This window comes from Anaerobacillus alkalidiazotrophicus, from assembly GCF_001866055.1.
In genome coordinates this window covers 601,707-616,687 of the sequence record NZ_MLQS01000030.1, presented here as the reverse complement: position 1 = coordinate 616,687, position 14,981 = coordinate 601,707, and the positions used below count along the sequence as shown (strand labels likewise).

Annotated in this window: 14 protein-coding genes; 5 read left to right on the top strand and 9 right to left on the bottom strand. The window is 33.5% G+C overall.

The window, feature by feature from the left end:
• Positions 1-15: 15 nt before the first annotated feature.
• The 3 genes from BKP45_RS18835 to BKP45_RS18825 all read left to right on the top strand — a co-directional run bounded on the left by BKP45_RS18835 (position 16) and on the right by BKP45_RS18825 (position 2,146).
• A complete protein-coding gene (locus tag BKP45_RS18835; RefSeq protein ID WP_245747462.1) occupies positions 16-672 on the top strand; it encodes a lytic transglycosylase domain-containing protein in 657 nt (218 codons plus the stop codon).
• Positions 673-826: 154 nt separating this feature from the next.
• Positions 827-1,210 carry a globin domain-containing protein gene (locus tag BKP45_RS18830; RefSeq protein WP_071390108.1) on the top strand — a complete coding sequence of 128 codons (384 nt, stop codon included), beginning with the start codon at positions 827-829 and terminating at the stop codon, positions 1,208-1,210.
• A gap of 27 nt (positions 1,211-1,237) precedes the next feature.
• Positions 1,238-2,146, top strand: coding sequence for a ClpXP adapter SpxH family protein (locus tag BKP45_RS18825; protein WP_071390107.1), 909 nt, complete (start codon positions 1,238-1,240; stop codon positions 2,144-2,146).
• A gap of 702 nt (positions 2,147-2,848) precedes the next feature.
• On the opposite strand, the gene pepF is transcribed toward BKP45_RS18825, so the two are convergent.
• The 4 genes from pepF to mecA all read right to left on the bottom strand — a co-directional run bounded on the left by pepF (position 2,849) and on the right by mecA (position 9,167).
• A complete protein-coding gene (gene pepF, locus BKP45_RS18820; protein ID WP_071390106.1) occupies positions 2,849-4,669 on the bottom strand; it encodes an oligoendopeptidase F in 1,821 nt (606 codons plus the stop codon).
• Positions 4,670-5,117: 448 nt separating this feature from the next.
• Entirely contained in the window at positions 5,118-6,293 is a 1,176-nt protein-coding gene (locus BKP45_RS18815) for a competence protein CoiA (protein ID WP_071390105.1), read from the bottom strand.
• A gap of 366 nt (positions 6,294-6,659) precedes the next feature.
• On the bottom strand, positions 6,660-8,171 hold the full coding sequence (gene cls / locus BKP45_RS18810; RefSeq protein ID WP_071390104.1) for a cardiolipin synthase: 1,512 nt from the start codon (positions 8,169-8,171) through the stop codon (positions 6,660-6,662).
• A gap of 330 nt (positions 8,172-8,501) precedes the next feature.
• On the bottom strand, positions 8,502-9,167 hold the full coding sequence (mecA, locus tag BKP45_RS18805) for an adaptor protein MecA (protein WP_071390103.1): 666 nt from the start codon (positions 9,165-9,167) through the stop codon (positions 8,502-8,504).
• 511 nt (positions 9,168-9,678) lie between these two features.
• Between mecA and BKP45_RS18800 the strand changes: the two genes are divergently transcribed.
• The gene (locus BKP45_RS18800) at positions 9,679-10,362 is read left to right on the top strand and encodes a TerC family protein (protein ID WP_071390102.1); all 684 of its coding nucleotides are present in this window, start codon (positions 9,679-9,681) and stop codon (positions 10,360-10,362) included.
• Positions 10,363-10,456: 94 nt separating this feature from the next.
• On the opposite strand, the gene spxA is transcribed toward BKP45_RS18800, so the two are convergent.
• The 5 genes from spxA to BKP45_RS18780 form a co-directional block, all read right to left on the bottom strand.
• The gene (gene spxA, locus BKP45_RS18795) at positions 10,457-10,855 is read right to left on the bottom strand and encodes a transcriptional regulator SpxA (protein ID WP_071390101.1); all 399 of its coding nucleotides are present in this window, start codon (positions 10,853-10,855) and stop codon (positions 10,457-10,459) included.
• Positions 10,856-11,168: 313 nt separating this feature from the next.
• Positions 11,169-11,297, bottom strand: a complete 129-nt coding sequence (locus BKP45_RS23405; protein ID WP_281243166.1) for a hypothetical protein — start codon at positions 11,295-11,297, stop codon at positions 11,169-11,171.
• Positions 11,298-11,352: 55 nt separating this feature from the next.
• Positions 11,353-11,904: a GNAT family N-acetyltransferase gene (locus BKP45_RS18790; protein WP_071390100.1), complete on the bottom strand. Its 552-nt coding sequence runs from the start codon at positions 11,902-11,904 to the stop codon at positions 11,353-11,355.
• Between the two features lie 422 nt (positions 11,905-12,326).
• Entirely contained in the window at positions 12,327-13,529 is a 1,203-nt protein-coding gene (locus BKP45_RS18785; protein ID WP_071390099.1) for a putative glycoside hydrolase, read from the bottom strand.
• Positions 13,530-13,555: 26 nt separating this feature from the next.
• Complete coding sequence (locus BKP45_RS18780) at positions 13,556-13,786, bottom strand: excisionase family DNA-binding protein (protein ID WP_071390098.1); 231 nt, start codon at positions 13,784-13,786, stop codon at positions 13,556-13,558.
• 282 nt (positions 13,787-14,068) lie between these two features.
• Here BKP45_RS18780 and BKP45_RS18775 point away from each other — a divergent pair, with 282 nt between their 5' ends.
• Positions 14,069-14,608 carry an HD domain-containing protein gene (locus tag BKP45_RS18775; RefSeq protein ID WP_071390097.1) on the top strand — a complete coding sequence of 180 codons (540 nt, stop codon included), beginning with the start codon at positions 14,069-14,071 and terminating at the stop codon, positions 14,606-14,608.
• Positions 14,609-14,981: the final 373 nt, after the last annotated feature.

Sequence of the window (14,981 nt, the reverse complement as noted above, 5' to 3'; positions counted from 1 at the left end):
TAGGTGGTGGAATCTTTGAAAGTCTCGACTAATTTTCAACATATGTTTGAGCTACAAGCAATTCGAAATATGCAGAAAAGTAACCAGCTTACTTCAACATCTTTTGAATCCTTGTTTTCAACCTTTCTAGAAGAAAAATTAGATAACCATATCAAACAAACGCTTCAAAACCTTAACGTTTCAAAGAAGCTAGATCCTTCACTTTCTTTATCAAACTTACATGGAACAAACAAAGTAAGCCTACTACCAATGGCTACAAAAGAACCACTACAAACTCTCACTACTACAGGTGAGGGAAAATACAACCATTATATTGAAGAAGCAGCGAAAAAATTTAATGTAGACCCTAAGTTAATTTATTCTGTTATAAAACATGAATCAAACTTTGATCCTAATGCAAGAAGTCACGCAGGAGCTCTCGGTTTAATGCAACTAATGCCTGCAACAGCTCGTGGTTTAAATGTTAATAATGTTTTCGATCCTAAAGAAAATATTGAAGGTGGAACAAAATATTTAAGACAAATGTTAGATCGCTATAATGGCGATGTGTCACTTGCTCTAGCCGCTTATAATGCTGGTCCAGGTAATGTCGATAAACATGGTGGAATACCACCTTTTAATGAAACAAGACGCTATGTACCAAAAGTGCTCAGTACTTACTTGAGTATCTGATGAAAATCCAACTCTCTTTTTAACAAAGAGAGTTTTTTTGTTTGATATTATTCTCCTTACCAACGGTATTTACTTAAAGGTAAAAGCTAATTATTTGCGATGAAGTCCCCCCCTTGCTAAAATAAGGCTACACACTACTTAAAGGAGACAACTTATGAGTGCACAGTCTAACAACCCATTTGAAGCAATAGGTGGTAAAGATGTAATAGATCAACTTGTCGAAAGCTTTTACAGCAAAGTACAGAAGCACCCACTCCTAACACCTATCTTCCCTGATGATTTAACCGAAACAGCTAGAGTACAAAAGCAGTTTTTAACACAGTTTCTCGGGGGACCTACTTTATATAGTGATGAACATGGACATCCTATGCTTAGAGCGAGACACATGCCTTTTCCGATCACGCCACAACGGGCCCACGCTTGGCTTCAATGTATGAATGAAGCAATGACTGATATAGGTCTTGAAGGTCCAGTTCGGGACTATGTCTTTGAGCGCTTAACACAAACTGCACATCACATGATTAATACTAGCACTTAAAGAATGAACGAAAAGGAGGGATCTACATTGTCTTTCAATGACTCTGACTCCAATTGCAATGACGAATTTGGGTTATGCGGATCTGATGAAGTGCATTTACAACCTATTAAACCTAAAAACAAACCATTAGAAATTTATACTTTTATAGACCCCCTCTGTCCAGAATGTTGGGCACTTGAGCCAATTCTTAAAAAGTTACAAACTTACTATTATCATTATTTTAAAATACGCTATGTAATTGGTGCAAAGTTACAGTGCTGTCAAAACAAAACGTCCAATAAAGAAAAAGCAAATGCATGGGAAAAAACAGCAAGTAGAACAGGAATGTCTTGTGATGGTGACATTTGGCTAGAAAACCCAATTTCGACCCCCTTTGCAGCTTCTATAGCTATTAAAGCATCAGAACTTCAAGGTAAGCAGATTGGTATGAAATACTTACGGAAACTACGTGAACTTATGTTTTTAGCCAAACAAAATATCGCTAAAGAAGAAGTCCTATTAGAGTGCGCTGAAAGTATCGAAGGCTTAGATCTAGTTGAATTTAAAAAGGACCTTCATTCAAGAGGAGCAATTAAAGCACTTCAATGCGATTTAAAAACAACAAAAGAAATGGGTGTAGAGTGTTTTCCAACACTTGTAGTGTTCAATAATAACGTGGAAGATGAAGGTCTCATGGTAAAAGGGTTATATAATTTTGACGTTTATGTGAAAGTCCTTGAAGAGATGTATCATGAAGAACTCATTCCTTCTCCATCTGTTTTTCTTGAAGATTTTTTAAAGTACCATAATTTTGTTGCCTCAAAGGAAATAGCAGTCGTTTATGATTTAACAATTGAAGAAGTTGAAAAGGAAATGAAGAAACTTGTATTGCGTCAAATCGTAGAGCGTGTCCCTGTTAAGTATGGAACGTTCTGGCGTTATGTTGGTGAGTTGTAATGACAAGGTGATACTAAGACAAAAAAACCTTATACGAATACACGCAAAAAGGCTAGGTTGGGGAGACCTAGCCTTCATTGCATTCATTAATTGTCAAGGTTTTCCGTACACAGTAATAAAAGGGATTAAAACTTTTAAAAGGGGTTTGTGATTTCATTCACATAAACTTAGGGGGAGTTATGTGATCTTGTTCACAATTATAATTTACCTCTTTTTTGTAAGAAATTCAACCATTTCGTGAAGTATTTCACAAAATATTCACGATTAACTTTTATGAATAACTCGTCCCTCCCTATCATAGGAATTTAGTAAGTTTTACTTTAGTAATAGGGGGTTACTGCCCTTTACGATTGAGATAAACAATATTTAGGGATGGTGAGACATTAGTGTATCAGGTCATGTTTTTTATTGGTCTTCTATTCACCTTCATAACTTTTGGAATTTTCATTTTAAGTTTATTGTATTTTATACCAATTTGGATAGCTGCACCACTATTATTACTTTCAATATTATTCACAGTACACTGTTATAATGAACGAAGACGTTTTCGTGGATTTTCATGAGAAGATTGAAAAATTAGTTGAAAAAAGACTGTCGGTATAAGCTTTTGGTTTCGTGCAAATGACGATCAAGCTCTTAACTAACAGTCTTTTTTCTATAATCAAAACTTAATTATCATACCAAATTAATAGAAGCCCAAGGTTACTTATCAAACAATAATTGTTCCATTTCATTTAGCGTTTTTTCAAACACTGTTAAGGCTTCCTTAATAGGATTTGAACTAGTCATATCTACACCAGCACGCTTTAATATTTCAATTGGATAATCTGAGCTACCAGCCTTTAAGAAATCTATATAACGAGTGACAGCTGAGTTTCCTTCCTCTAGAATTTGTTTTGATAGTGCTGTCGCAGCACTATATCCAGTTGCATATTGATAAACGTAGAAATTGTAATAAAAATGGGGAATCCTTGCCCATTCCATTGCAATCTCATCATCAAGAATAATGTTGTCACCAAAATATTTTTTATTTAATTCATAATATGTCTTCGAAAGTAATTCAGGAGTTAGCGGTTCTCCATTTCCAGCCTTCTCATGAATTAATTTCTCAAACTCTGCAAACATCGTTTGGCGGAATACCGTCCCTCTAAATCCCTCAAGGAAATGATTTAATAAGTATAGTTTCTTTTTCTTATCTTCTGTTACTTTTAATAAATAATCATTAAGTAACGCTTCATTGCAAGTTGAAGCAACTTCTGCTACAAAAATTGAATATCCAGAATAATGATATGGCTGAGTTTTTCTTGAGTAATAACTATGAACAGAATGACCGAATTCATGTGTTAACGTAAATAGATTATTTATGTTATTTTGCCAATTCATTAAAATGTAAGGCATTGTTCCATATGTTCCAGAAGAATAAGCTCCACTTCTTTTCCCAACATTTTCTTCTATATCAACCCAACGTTTTTCAAAGCCTTCTTTAATGATATTAACGTATTCTTCTCCAAGTGGCTCAACACCTTTTATTACAAGGTCCTTGGCTTCTTCATAAGTCACTTCCATTTTTACGTCCTTAATAATTGGCGTGTACAAATCATACATATGGATTTCATCTAGATCTAAAGCCTTTTTTCGTAGGGCAACGTAACGATGTAATAAGTGTAAATGATCATTAACTGTATCAACTAATTGGTCATAAACAACTTCAGGTATATTATTATTATCTAGGGCTGCTTGACGTGCCGATTGATAATTTCTCACATTAGCATTAAATAAATTTTTCTTTACATTTCCACTTAATGTACTAGCTAACGTATTTTTATATTTCTCATACGTTTCGTAAATCGCTTTAAACGCATCTTCTCTTACTCGACGATCACTGCTTTCCATGAAGCGTATAAAACGTCCATGAGTAACTTCTATCTCTTCTCCGTTTTCGTCTTTAATTGTAGGGAACTTTAGATCAGCATTGTTTAACATTCCAAATGTATTAGAAGAACTTGCTGTCACTTCACTTACCTGAGCTAATATTGCTTCCTCACTTTCAGATAACACATGTGGTCTCTGACGATTCGTTTCATCTAATGCGTGCTTGTAGATTTTCAAGTCATCATTCTCAGCGACGAATTGAGCAATTTTTTCTTCTGGTATACTTAATAATTCTGGAATAATGAACGATGAATAATTACTAAATTGTGTGGCTAGATTTGAAGCCCTGTCGTTTAAACCTTGATAAAACGAATTTGTTGTATCTGAGTCACTTTTTAAATGAGCATAAACATACAACTTCCCTAAGCGCATGCTTAACTCATTTTGATATTTTAAACATTGATATAACTGATCACTACTTATTTCTAATTTCCCTTTAAATTCTTGTATTTTAGGCATTTCAGACTTTAATTCATTAAATTCTTTTTCCCAAGCTTCATCAGTTGAAAAGATCGCTTCCACATCCCAAGTTCTTTCTACCGGGATCTCCTCACGCTTTGGAAGCTGTTTCGTTTTTGTTTGATCTGACATATAGTCGCACCTCCATATAGTACAAAAAACATACTGATTTAATATATATATTCTTCGTTACTTTATAGAATTAATCCTTTTTTCTCAGAAAAATATTACCATTACCGAAGTAATTATTTGGACTATTCTTTACTATTATTAATACAATTCGGTAAAACAAGTTATGAATCGAACGTAGGTTGCCGCTTCATTAATAGATAACAAATGGGGAGCGATTGGTGCGTGTTACCGACTTCTTATATTCAGTATAACTCCGGGCACGTTTCGCTTTCTCACGTGACTGCTATCACTCATTTCTTCTCTCATCGGGCACGAATATAATCATTACCTTTTTACTCTTCATCTCTCCTGTTGACACCAACGTTCATTTCTGTATCCTTGTTCAAAACGACTTTTAAATCCACTGAACATGTAGATTTTATACTTAAAATACGATTTTATCGCTAATTCAAATTACTCCAAGTTCTTCGTCTTTTTTTAATGCTTGTTCTAAATTTTTAGGGTATGCTATATCTCTCTTTTTAATAAATATTTGTCCGTCTTTCGTTATCAAAACATTCAATTTACATAAAAAGTGTAAATAGCATTGAAGAGCACAATTGTAACTTCCATTTTCAATCAAAGGCATCACTCGAATTCGAAATACACCTTTCTGTAATGCTGTGTTAAATGCACGCAATATTAATGTATAATGTATTTTTTCACCGACTTTTCTGTTGGTAACAAAAGTTTCTAATATCCAACTTTGCCATATATAGGTTGGAGATTCAATAAAATAGTAGAATGGAGTTGGTATACCTGCTTCAGAGGGAAATAAAATTAGGGGATGTCCTTTACGATAATATAAGTCTTTTACGTATTGTTCTGAATGAGTCAATCTTAATCGATGCTGTCGCCAATAGCTTTTTGAGTTTAGCCATATCTCTTTTGGAACGAATTGATGATAATCTTGAAAAATATCATAAAAATGAAAATTTCTAAGTGGATAAAATGTAGGAAAGGAAAAAGATCGATTAACTGATAGAGGAGAAATATTCGTTAATTTAGCAAATTGTTTATTTTGAGGACAAAAACTTAGCAGTTGGACAGCGTTATTCTTTGTTAGTGAGCGATACACAAAAAGAAAATGAAACGAATTAAGCTTAAAGAAATTATTTTTAATCCTAATTAATTGATTTCCTCCTAAAATCCATATAGGTATATAATTATATTTTCGGTAAGTATTTGTTCTTTTTAAAAAAATTTCTGGAGAAATTTTTGCACATTGAAATTCAATCACATAGGATTTTTTTTTGAAATGAACTAATAAATCTGGTCGTTGTTTCGCCTCTTTTATGTATGCTTCAAGATGAACATCAAAACCTTGATTTTTAAGCCATTCATATAGTAGCTTTTTCCCGTTTAAATGATATTCTGTTTCACCCTCCATTTCATCATGACAACGATCATTTTTCTTATGAGCAAAGTGCCAAGCAAGCTTTTCTCCTAATTTTAAAACGACTTCTTGTTTGCATACAGGGCATAAGAAGATTGTTTTTTCTCTTAATTTAATTAATTCTTGTTTACTAAAAGATTTATTTGCTAAGGAAAAAAGCGATCCCTGTTTTGTTAACGCTACTAGCAAAAAACATCACTCCATTTTACATAGTATAGTTTCTACTAGTTTATCAACTATTGAAATAGCAATCTACCCTAAGTTTGGACTTTATTACAGAAAATGAATATCTCATACCGATTTATTTCAAAAAAGTCCATTAAAAACTAGCATAGAAAGAAAAGCGCAAGCGCCGCAGCTCTAGACGTAATAAGCTGGACTGAGTCGAGTGAGATATAGGAGAGTCGAAAGTCGTTAGACTTTCGTTCTCGACTTATCGTAGACGAGACGAAGGAAGCTTTCTAGTCGATAGGGCGCTGAAGCTAGACAGTTTCCAAGTTAGAAATTTATTAATTCTGATTATGTAAAATATAGCTCTAGTTTCTTCTCAAAAAACTAGAGCATAGGTGATAATAACCTTGATGTAGACTCTACAATTCGGTTAAATATGGAACGTTTTTGGAACTGTTCATAACTTATGATCGTAGAATGTTCCATATCGTAGATATAATCACTAACAAGGGTATGGACACTTTTAGTTTTATATAAAAAGGCGTTTACTTCAAAGTTTAAATGAAAACTCCTCATATCCATATTCGCTGTTCCAATCGAAGCAATTTCACTATCAACAATTAGAATTTTACTATGCATAAATCCCCGATTGTATTCATAGACTTTGACCCCCGCCTCTAGTAGTTCAGGAAAATAAGAACGAGATGCATAAAAAACAATTTTTTTATCAGGTCGATTAGGAACTAGAATACGCACGTCTACACCACTTAACGCTGCTATTTTCAAAGCAGAAAGGATATCGTCATCTGGAATAAAATAGGGTGATGCGACCCAAATTGATTTTTTTGCAGAAGTAATCATAGAGAAAAATAACTTTTTGATTACTTCCCAGCGCGTATCTGGTCCACTAGCAATCATTTGTACTCCACCTAAACGTTCTACATTCGGCAGATCTGGAGACAGATAACTCTGCTTCAACAAGGTTTCTTTTGTCATATAATACCAGTCACGCAAAAAAATAAGCTGCAGTGAACGAACAGCTTCACCTTTTACAAATAAATGAGTGTCGCGCCAATGACCGAAGTATTGGTTTTTACCTAAATATTCATCTCCGATATTCAGGCCCCCAACAAAAGCAATTTGGGCATCTACCACTATAATTTTACGGTGATTTCGGTAATTTATTTTATGGTTTAGTAATGGCATTTTAACAGGAGCAAATGGTACCATTTTTACTCCTGCCTCTTTTAACTGATCAATGTAGGTTTTGGGTAATTGAAAGCAGCCGACTGCATCATAAAGAAAACGAACATTAACTCCTTCTTTCGCCTTCTTAATTAATATATTTTTTATCTCATTTCCAATCTCATCACTTCTAACGATGTAATATTCCATATGAATATGATTTGTAGCATCGTTTATCGCCTTTAATATGTGGGTAAACGTTTCTTTCCCATCTGTTAAAACTTTTGTTTCCGTTGAAAAAGATATAGGATTGTTGGCTAACCGATGGGCAAGTCGAAATAGGAGCTGTTGATCTTCACCCATTTTACCTAATTCATTCTCATTTAATGGTTTATTTCCTTCAATTAAGTGTAGAGCTTGTTCATCCAAAATCGCTTTTTCCGTAAATGTCTTCATTTTACGATGATTTTGACCAAACATTAAATAAAAGAAGAAACCTAAAACTGGAAAAACAGCAAGAACCATTAACCATGTTACAGTTCTTGATGGATGACGATTTTCTAAAAAGATTACAATTGCAATAAAGAATGCAGATAGTGAAAAAAGTATACTTACTCCCCCAACTATCCAACCTTCCCAGTAATCTTTCGTTAAGTATAGAACGATCCCAATAATTAATAAAAACAATAGTATTTGAAGTTTCTTTTTCATAATCTTTACCTTCCTTATAAATATTAAAAATACATTTATTACTATGAAGGTAACAAAAAAAGCACAAGCGGATTTGTCATGAGCGAGAATCAATAGAATACTTTCCTAAACTCACTTTAGTCTTCTAAAAAGATACCGTGGCCAAACTAGCAAGCATTGGAGCTGGCCGTATTCTCAATTCACTCATTAGAAAACGTAGTCCCTTATTTTTAATAAAAAAGAAAAAAAGGGGACGCTTCCTAAATTTTAGTGAAAATAATGAAATTTCATTATCATTGTGTTCACATTTTCTTTAGAGGAAGTGCCTGACCCTTTCTTTAAAAGTCAGTTCTATTTTTTATCAAACTTTTTACGTAACTCTTGTAATGATTCGTCTGCTATGATTTCCTTGCCATACTCTTGGATACGGTGAATCGTAATTTCTGACTCATAGCCAAACTCTAAAATTTGACTTAGTATATCGTCTTGCTCATCTTCTGGAAATTCATCAGTAAACATAACAAACAAATAATATTTATTTTCAAAGTGATAAAGAGCATTATTAAACCCTCTTACTTCTATATGATGACTTAATGAAATTATGTCTTCAAAATCATCAAAGCCAATAACAAGATCTAATAATTCTGGCTCCTCATCTTCTTGAAGATCTTTATTGTTTACAAAATTCTCATCAAGCATATCTTCAATATTTTCATCTACAGGTAAGTTAGTTTGGTCATTAGAAACAGGTATTTCTAATCTCACGTTACCGTCAGTTATTTGGCCTCTAGTAACGATAATTTCTAAACCCCTATCAAGAGCTTGAACTTGGATCCACAAAGGACCTTCTAACTCAAAATTTCCCTGGTCATTAGCTTCATTAATCATTTCGAAAAATAGTTCCTCGCCTCGTTCACGATTATACCAAATTTCCTCTCGATCAAAGCCGCGATTTTCTATGTCCTTATACGTGATAAAAAACTTGATTGTTGACTCATTCAGTCTTTCTATCTCCATAATTCTACTCTCCCTTCTTGCAAATTTAAATGACGGAAGGGACATGCTTTTCCCCTAGAGAGCGCACAGCTTAACCCTATCCCAATTACTTTCCTTTTAAAAGGATGTTCCAAAAACAAGTATACTTATACAACCTTCCGGCTCTATTCTCATCTTATTTTCAACACATTTTATATTAGTACAAATGAAGCAATTCCTTTTCATATATTATACTTCTATTCTATGATAAATCAATTCAGAATGGAAATTATATGCGATGCAAAAATTACATTATTTCTTTAGAATAAGAAAAGTCTTCGCGCCATAATGATCCAAGCAACCTAAAGTGTAGACACTGAATCTTAACAGCTATTTTCAAACTTTTTTTTTGCTTCCTTAAAAAAAAGGAATGAAATCAAGTATAAAGTGATATGTTTAGTTAATAAGTTGTCCTTTTATTTTAACATTTATTTACTCAATTTATAAGTGTTATACTTGTTCTTTATTCATTTAAGAGATTAGAGGTGTGTCCATGAGCCTACAAATGGATTTTATTATTCCATTATTAACGATTATTGGTATTGATATTGTTTTAGGTGGAGACAACGCTATCGTTGTTGCTCTTGCCTGCCGTAATTTACCCGAAAAAATTAGACATAAAGCTATTGTACTAGGAATTATGTTTGCAATCATTGCGAGAATAACACTTACTCTAGTTGCCGTTTACCTGTTAAAAATACCAATGCTTATGGCAATTGGAGGAGCTTTATTACTTTATATTTCTTATCATTTATTAATTGATACAAATGATGATCGTGATATCCAAGGCAAATCAACGGTATTCGCTGCTATCAAAACAATTATTGTAGCTGATATTGTTATGGGGTTTGACAATGTAATAGCTGTAGCAGGGGCTGCTCACGGGAATAAAGCATTAGTAATCATTGGTTTATTAGTATCAGTACCAATTATCATTTGGGGTAGTCGGATTATTTTATTTGCGATGCAACGTTTTCCAATTATTATTTATTTCGGAGCTGGCATCCTAGCATTTACCGCTACAAAGATGATCGCTCATGAGCCAATGTTAGCTCCATTGTTTAATAGCCACCCCACCTTCGCATCCCTTATGCAAACATTAATCATAATTTTAATCATGTGTATCGGTTGGCTATCAAAACGAATGAAAAGCAATATTGAATGGATAAAAAAGTAATTTAAAATTAGAAACAATTTAATACAATGTTCAATACGTCGGTTTAAACGAAAATGGCAGACTAATCGTCTGCCATTTTGCTTTTATATATATTCTACTCGTTAACTGCTCTTTGAGCTTCTTGTAAGAAGAATGTACGAACTTTACGTGGTAAAAACCTTCTTATTTCTGCTTCATTATATCCTACTTGTAATCGTTTTTCATCGATTAGTATCGGACGACGCAATAAACCTGGATTTTCACTTACAATCTTAAAAAGTTGTTGTAATGATAATGACTCTACTTCAACATTTAATTCTTGAAACACCTTTGAACGAGTTGAAATAATTTCATCTGTACCGTCTTCAGTCATGCGAACTACTTCTTTTACCTCATCAATCGTTAAAGGTTCAGCAAAGATATTCCTCTCAACAAATTCAATATTATGCTCCTCTAACCAAGCCTTCGCTTTTCTACAAGATGTACAACTTGGGGATGTAAATAGTGTAACCATTATTCAATTCTCCCTTCTATTTATCTATATCTTTTCTTCTAATTCTCAATTAAAAGTAAAAACACACTGTTAGTTGATAATCAAATTATACAATAATTATTCTAATTTGAATACCCTTCTAACAAAAAAAATAAACAAAATTTATACAACTTGTACATAGTGTTAACCTATCACTCTAAAATCTGTCATTAATTTCAAATATGAATTACTCATGTAATGTAGCATGTAGACCGCTAATCTAAATACTTTTCGCCTTTAGATTTTTTTCAAGAAAAAGGTGCCCCTATACAAATCATAGGACACCATCTTTTTCTTATGCTGTTGTCTTAGATTGAGAAAGTGGTTTTCTCCCTGGAAGCGGTTGCCAACCGGGAAATTTCTTTTTTAATAAATCTTTCCAAATTTCTCTTTTCTTTTTTCGTTTCTTCTCTCTCCCTTTCATAATAAGCACCTTCCCTTATTTTAATATTAATCATAGAGAGCAAAGACAAATTAAATTAAGAATGTTCCTCATCGAAGGAAAGAACTTCATCAACTTTTTGATAAGCTTCACCGTACAATTGTTTATCTTTGTACGTGTGAATAGTTTCGTACGTTTCTTTCATCTTCTCATAAATGGTTTCTTCGTCGTCATTTTCTGGCGACCAATAAAGGATCTCCAAATCCGTTATTTCTTTCGTTGCTAAGGATCTACGACGATAACCAATGGATTTAGCATGATGAAAGCCTTCTCTTTCATAGAAATTAAAACGCTTCTTTGTGTCTGTGTCTTCATAGGTAACAGGTTCTACTTCAAGTATTATTGGTTTTTGTTTTGCTTTTAAATTATCTAATAATTTTTTTCCTAATCCTTGGCCTCTAGCATTTTTTGATACAAACAAATAATCAATAAAGATAAAGTCATCCATTTCTACATACATCATAACATGATTAGGACCTTCATCTTTGTGATAAATATCTCCCTTTTCTTTTAATAACAGCTCTATATGCTCTTTTGATTTCATCTCTTCAATAGGGAAATATTGATTCAGCTTTTCATACCAATTCATGGTTACCTCCAAGTAGCTTATACTTTTTAATAACATGTCTTCACTTATTAGTATATGCTTTTTTTAATAATTGTTAAACTAAGTTTATTGATTTGTACTTAGTAAAAAATGACTAATTTTGTTTTAATATGTTAAATGTTACTCAAGAGATATAAAGCTGAACTTCAATCAGTGGGGGTTTTCCTTCATCCCCCACTGATTGTTAGTTCAACTTATACCACGGGCATAAGAATAACTAATCATCAGCTTCACTGATGAAAGTTATTCTATATCGGACCTTTAGGGGCAGTTTATCCCCCACCTAAACTTCTCGATTTTCTTACGTTTTGAGGTGGGGGTCTTACTTGCCCCTTAAGTGTGGGATAAAAAAGGATCGTAATTGCTTTTATAGCCAACTACCACCCTTTAATTTCGTTTACCTTTTAATCCATTTTATAATTTACATTTGGTGTGTAGCGATTACCAGCATTCCATAACAAAAACTCATTGATCCCATTTTCATATAGAGCCCGGATTTGTGCTTCTACTTCCTCTTTTCCGTAAACCCGGTAGTTACCAGCACCTAAGTAGGAAGCTGTAAAGTCTTGGATCCACGGCCTTGAAACAGGGGGATTTTCCAACTTCCCAAGAACATGATTTTCTACTTTGGCATATTCTGTAACTAGTTCATACGGATGCAAATCAGGTTTTGAGATGCCAAAATACGAAGTCCAGTGACTAGGATAAATCATTGATGAAATAACATCAACATTTTGTGAGATCCTTGAAAAATTTTGACCAATTCCTGGTGCCTCAGTAATTGTTGCTGAATATCCAAAAATGTCAACCGAAACATCTACACCATATGGCTGCAGTTTCTCTCGTGCATAAGCGACAAAATCAGTTACAGCATCAACCCGCTTTTGGACATTATCTCGATCACCATCATTATATTCTCCTACATCATACGTTAACATTTCATCTCTTCGTTCAAAGCCTTCTGGAAACCTTACGTAATCAAATTGAATCTCTTTAAATCCAAGTTGAGCTGCTTTCTCAGCAATAGCAACATTATAATCCCAAACCTCTTTTAGAAATGGATTGACGAATGCTTCACCTCTTCCGTTTTTCCACACCTTTCCATTTTGTACAAATGATAGATCAGGGCGCTTCTCTGCTAAGACTGTGTCTTTAAAAACAACTATGCGGGCAATAGGGTAAATTTCGTGTTCTTCGAGACGCTTCATTAGTTTCTCTGTATCTTTAATATAGCGTTGACTGATGTTTAAATACGGTGAATTTGAATCGGGAGTATACGTTAAATAACCATGATCATCCTTAATGTCTATAACCATTGCATTAAGGTCTGTATTATCAATTAAGTCAATTAATGTTTCAAACCTTGCACCACCAGCTGAATGGCCAGTAACATAAATACCACGGACAGCATCTGGATATTCAAAGTGATATCCTGATTGGAAAAGAAACCTTGACATCGGTTCTGGAATTTCCTTTTGACGTAATTCAGTTAATTTATTTGCATGCTCTACGACTGTTTTTTCTACAGTTGCATAAGTAAAACTTCCAGTTCCTAACAACGATACGAAAAATAATATTGTAAATATCTTCAGTAAATTCTTCCCCATATTTACATACCTCAATTCCTTTTCTATTAATCTTCGTCTTTTACATCAATGTCAGTAGGTAATTCTTGTAATTGTTCTTCTTTCCATAATCTGATTTGTTTTTCAATATTTTCTAGAGTTTTCTTAAAATGCTCTTTATTCACTAGATATTGCTCCCCATCATGCACTGCCCTAATATTTCCAACTTTTATTTGCTGAAAAACGTAGTCTGGTGATAAGTGCAAATAATCAGCCAGTTCTTTTACTGTAACATACAACCTAATCCCTCCCCATTTTCTCAGCTTTAAAGTTCCTTATATATTAGGATTATACAATTGTTCGTAATGAATACCAACAAGTTCATCGTAAAATAGTGACATTTAATGACAAGCTACAACCACTTTCATTATCATTTTTCCCGTTTATTATCAAAGTGCCCCCTTAACTTCTTTCCAATTTCAAAATACCTCTTATTTTGTCACTTGCATTCATCATCCAACATATGTATAATAGTAAAAATTTATATTTTTGGTGTAAGAAAATTTAAGGAGGAGATCATGATGAGAGACATTACATTGCTGACTATTTTTGACCATCGTATTACACAGAAGTATATTAAAAGATCTGGTATGGCACACGCCATTGCGGCTGCTTATCATGCATTTACCCTCTCAAAACAATATAATGTAAATTCTGATTTAGCGACTAAAGCAGCTTTTCTGCATGACATAGGACACTATACATGGTACCGAGATGGTAAATGGGATTATGAGTTATACAAGAAAAATGACATTCATGCTATAAAAGGTGCAGAACGTGCTCATAAGTTATTAATTAGGTTAGGTGAACATCCAGCAAAGGCAAAAAAAATCGCTTTAGCTATTTTATTACACACTGACTCTTACTTACCAGATGGACAGCTTAGTTTAGATCCTCTTCAAAAAGTTGTTGCTTTAGCTGATGAAATGGATGAGGAACCAAATGGGAACCACCATTATCGAAAAGTTGATGATGAAAAGGCGCGATTGTTAATTATAAAATTAGATGAACAAATTGACAATGAACTATATCAACAAGATAATCAAATTGCATCTTTGTAATGAACAATTGATATTGTTCATTACCTATAGGTTTGAAAGCCCAATTCCCTGATCAAGTGCGATTTATTCTAAATGCACTTTGTGTCCCAGGATCACAAAACACTTTTGACCTAACAGCTAACAATTGTATAACATTGAAAAAGGAGAAAAACTTACGTATAGAAAGTTCTTCTCCTTTATTATTTTGTATAAATGATAATGATATATAGCGATTGACGATTTTCATTTTCCGTGGTACATTTATTCCAACAAAAGAATAAGCCCAAAAAGGGGAGTAGCGACCAACTGGTTAATGAATCGTCATTTCAGTGATTATATCACTCGGTTCATTAAGCTTTGTGTTTTCGACAAAGTACGCAAGACCTTTTTATGA

Excerpts from the sequence above, each read along its gene's own strand:
- BKP45_RS18830 (WP_071390108.1), top strand. The coding sequence starts at position 827 with ATGAGTGCACAGTCTAACAACCCATTTGAAGCAATAGGTGGTAAAGAT.
- mecA (WP_071390103.1), bottom strand. The coding sequence starts at position 9,167 with ATGGAGATAGAAAGACTGAATGAGTCAACAATCAAGTTTTTTATCACG.
- BKP45_RS18785 (WP_071390099.1), bottom strand. The coding sequence starts at position 13,529 with ATGGGGAAGAATTTACTGAAGATATTTACAATATTATTTTTCGTATCG.
- BKP45_RS18775 (WP_071390097.1), top strand. The coding sequence starts at position 14,069 with ATGAGAGACATTACATTGCTGACTATTTTTGACCATCGTATTACACAG.
- cls (WP_071390104.1), bottom strand. The coding sequence starts at position 8,171 with ATGAAAAAGAAACTTCAAATACTATTGTTTTTATTAATTATTGGGATC.
- BKP45_RS18790 (WP_071390100.1), bottom strand. The coding sequence starts at position 11,904 with ATGAATTGGTATGAAAAGCTGAATCAATATTTCCCTATTGAAGAGATG.
- spxA (WP_071390101.1), bottom strand. The coding sequence starts at position 10,855 with ATGGTTACACTATTTACATCCCCAAGTTGTACATCTTGTAGAAAAGCG.
- BKP45_RS18800 (WP_071390102.1), top strand. The coding sequence starts at position 9,679 with ATGAGCCTACAAATGGATTTTATTATTCCATTATTAACGATTATTGGT.
- BKP45_RS23405 (WP_281243166.1), bottom strand. The coding sequence starts at position 11,297 with ATGAAAGGGAGAGAGAAGAAACGAAAAAAGAAAAGAGAAATTTGGAAA.
- pepF (WP_071390106.1), bottom strand. The coding sequence starts at position 4,669 with ATGTCAGATCAAACAAAAACGAAACAGCTTCCAAAGCGTGAGGAGATC.